General features: G+C 55.8%; 2 protein-coding genes and 1 pseudogene. All 3 read left to right on the top strand.

Annotation, left to right across the window (positions count from 1 at the left end; translation table 11 throughout):
* Positions 1–1,235: NADH-quinone oxidoreductase subunit C/D (gene nuoC, locus QMM04_RS22175; RefSeq protein WP_282997064.1), on the top strand; the 1,235-nt coding region annotated here is incomplete at its 5' end.
* A 2-nt stretch (positions 1,236–1,237) separates the two neighbouring features.
* On the top strand, positions 1,238–1,753 hold the full coding sequence (gene nuoE, locus QMM04_RS22180; protein WP_058961298.1) for an NADH-quinone oxidoreductase subunit NuoE: 516 nt from the start codon (positions 1,238–1,240) through the stop codon (positions 1,751–1,753).
* Between the two features lie 2 nt (positions 1,754–1,755).
* A pseudogene (locus tag QMM04_RS22185) lies at positions 1,756–2,381 on the top strand (NADH-quinone oxidoreductase subunit F); the annotation flags it as partial.

Here is a 2,381-nt window from a genome sequence, read left to right on the forward strand (position 1 = left end):
AAGATCTGGAGATGGAGGCGCTGACCTTCAAGCCTGAAGACTGGGGCATGAAGCGTAGCACCACCAATGAGGACTTCATGTTCCTCAACCTGGGTCCTAACCACCCGTCCGCGCACGGTGCCTTCCGTATCATTCTGCAGTTGGATGGCGAAGAGATCGTCGACTGCGTGCCGGATGTCGGCTACCACCATCGTGGTGCTGAGAAGATGGGCGAGCGCCAATCCTGGCACAGCTACATTCCGTACACCGACCGTATCGAATATCTCGGCGGCTGCGTGAACGAGATGCCTTACGTGCTGGCGGTGGAAAAATTAGCGGGCATCACCGTGCCGGATCGCGTCAACGTGATCCGCGTGATGCTGTCAGAGCTGTTCCGTATCAACAGTCACTTGCTGTACATCTCCACCTTTATCCAGGACGTGGGCGCCATGACACCGGTGTTCTTCGCCTTCACCGACCGTCAGAAAATTTATGACGTGGTTGAAGCGATTACCGGTTTCCGTATGCACCCAGCCTGGTTCCGCATCGGCGGTGTGGCACACGATCTGCCGAAAGGGTGGGAGCGTCTGCTGCGTGAGTTCCTCGACTGGATGCCGAAGCGTCTGAAAGAGTATGACAAAGCCGCACTGCGCAATACCGTGTTGATGGGCCGTTCGCAGGGCGTTGCAGCCTATAACATGGACGAAGCGCTGGCGTGGGGCACCACTGGAGCTGGCTTACGCGCCACCGGTCTCGACTTTGACGTGCGTAAATGGCGTCCGTATTCAGGCTATGAAAACTTCGATTTTGAGATCCCGGTTGGCGCAGGCATTAGTGATGCCTACACCCGCGTTCAACTGAAAATGGAAGAGATGTGGCAGTCACTGCGCATTCTGGAACAGTGCCTGAAAAACATGCCGGAAGGCCCGTTCAAAGCGGATCACCCGCTGACCACGCCGCCACCAAAAGAGCGCACGCTGCAACACATCGAAACCCTGATCACGCACTTCCTGCAAGTTTCGTGGGGCCCGGTCATGCCGGCCAACGAATCCTTCCAGATGATTGAAGCGACTAAAGGGATCAACAGCTACTACCTGACCAGCGATGGCAGCACCATGAGCTACCGCACCCGCGTGCGTACGCCAAGCTTCCCGCACCTGCAGCAGATCCCATCGGTGATCCGCGGCAGCCTGGTATCCGACTTGATCGTATACCTCGGTAGTATCGATTTTGTTATGTCAGACGTGGACCGCTAATTATGCACGATCAAAAAATTGCCATTCACACTATCGACCCTGATGAGGTCTTTGTGCTGAGCGAGACCGAGCACCACGCTATTGAGCACGAAAAACACCATTACGAGGATGCACGCGCCGCCTCAATTGAAGCGTTGAAGATCGTGCAGAAGCAGCGTGGATGGGTGCCAGATGGCGCCATCAATGCCATTGCTGAAGTGTTGGGCATTCCAGCCAGTGACGTAGAAGGTGTGGCGACGTTTTACAGCCAGATCTACCGCACGCCGGTTGGCCGTCACGTCATTCGTTATTGCGACAGCGTGGTGTGCCACATCACCGGTTTCCAGGGCATTCAGGCTGCGCTTGAGCAGAATCTGAATATCAAGCCGGGCCAGACCACAGCCGATGGCCGCTTTACCCTGCTGCCAACCTGCTGCCTGGGCAACTGTGACAAAGGCCCAACCATGATGGTGGATGAAGATACACATGTTCATCTGACCCCGGAAGGCATCGCCAATCTGCTGGAGCAGTATCAATGACCATTAAACAGATCATTCGTACTGCGGAAACGCATCCACTCACCTGGCGTCTGCGCGACGACAAGCAGCCGGTGTGGATTGATGAATATCGCAGTAAAAACGGTTATGTCGGCGCTGATAAAGCACTGAAAGGCATGAGCCAGGACGAAATCGTTGCGGCAGTGAAAGACTCCGGTCTAAAAGGTCGCGGTGGCGCAGGCTTTAATACCGGCCTGAAGTGGAGCCTGATGCCGAAAGACGAATCCATGAACATCCGTTACCTGCTGTGTAACGCCGATGAAATGGAGCCGGGCACCTATAAAGACCGCCTGCTGATGGAGCAAATGCCGCACCAGTTGGTGGAAGGTATGCTGATCAGTGCGTTCGCCTTGAAAGCCTATCGTGGCTACATCTTCTTACGTGGCGAGTACATCGAAGCGGCCGTGCATCTGCGCCGTGCGATTGCCGAAGCCACCGAAGCGGGATACCTCGGTAAAAACATCCTCGGTACCGGTTTCGATTTTGAACTGATCGTGCACACCGGCGCGGGACGTTACATCTGTGGTGAAGAGACCGCGCTGATCAACTCACTGGAAGGTCGTCGTGCGAACCCGCGTTCTAAGCCACCGTTCCCGGCGAGTGCGGGCGT

The sequence above is a fragment of the Pantoea sp. Pa-EAmG genome (assembly GCF_030024295.1).
Classification (GTDB): Bacteria; Pseudomonadota; Gammaproteobacteria; order Enterobacterales; family Enterobacteriaceae; genus Pantoea; species Pantoea dispersa.